Here is a 1053-nt window from a genome sequence, read left to right as displayed (position 1 = left end):
ATGAGCTAAGTCAACTACCTTACCGAATATCCACGACCAGGGACGTAGCCATTGTCATCTTGATCGTGCCCATCCGACAACATTAGACGAAACTAGTTCGAGCGAGATATCAGCGTAGTAATTAAACTTATAATCTACATCAAAATATCGAGAGGTTTCTGATGTCCAAGACCACGAAGAATGGTCCGCATCTTGTACGATACCGGTTGAATGTGCGTGAGTCGCAGCGACTTCAGGTTCACCACTCGATTTAACTACGCGGTTCCACTCCTCAGACGCTTCTGCGTAATCAGTGAGATGTGGATCAAGACTGTTTGCGTGAATTCGTTCTATCGTTTCAATATTAAAAGGGAGGTCATCCACTGAACCCAATATGTCAGTTTTAGCAGTCTGTCGGAGATCTACAGCTCAATGGCTAGAAAGTAGGTCTTTTTCTGCTCCCAAATCAAGTTTGATGAATTTGTCAGATTTCATAGGACAGAGACTATATGATTAAACGAGAGGATTCGTGAGTGTGATTGACGAATTATATCTAAGTGCATAAATTTTCGATCTGAAAAACTATTTTGACCTACTTTTGATTTGAAGCTACTGGTGAGTAGCTCGTATCTAAAGAATATGTGGACTTGAGGTGAATGAACTCAGCAATTTGATAAAATAACTGTCGATAGAATCGTTCCTCAGTGCGGTGAAAACAGAAATGATAACTCTGTTTGAGTATTTTCCTTCTGATTTTTTTAACCAGATTAGCGTATTCACCCTAGATTGCTTTGTGGGAAGACACAAGATATTGAGCCACCGACATCCGTCCTAGTTTACCGTTGTTTATTGATTACATTGCTTTCGCTAGCTGTTTGAGGAAGCCGGTGAGAAATGTGGTATATAACCCACCGAAGTCTATAGTCATCAGTCATATTCAAATACTGCTTCTATCACACAAGTCACGCGAGCGCACTCGCACACTATCGAATGAGGGCGGAAGTTCGACTTTGCCCCTTCATGCTATACAGTCTCGTTTGATCTTACTGTTACTCATGCGGGTCTATTCAGTTA

The 1053-nt window shown here is 41.4% G+C and carries 1 protein-coding gene; it reads right to left on the bottom strand.

What is annotated here, in order from left to right:
* Positions 1–54: 54 nt before the first annotated feature.
* Complete coding sequence (locus J07HQW2_RS05315; protein ID WP_021054377.1) at positions 55–363, bottom strand: hypothetical protein; 309 nt, start codon at positions 361–363, stop codon at positions 55–57.
* Positions 364–1053 lie beyond the last annotated feature (690 nt).

The sequence above is a fragment of the Haloquadratum walsbyi J07HQW2 genome (genome assembly GCF_000415985.1).
In the GTDB taxonomy this organism is placed as follows: Archaea; Halobacteriota; Halobacteria; order Halobacteriales; family Haloferacaceae; genus Haloquadratum; species Haloquadratum walsbyi_B.
The sequence above is the reverse complement of the archived record's forward strand: the minus strand, read 5'-3'. Positions and strand labels throughout refer to the sequence as shown.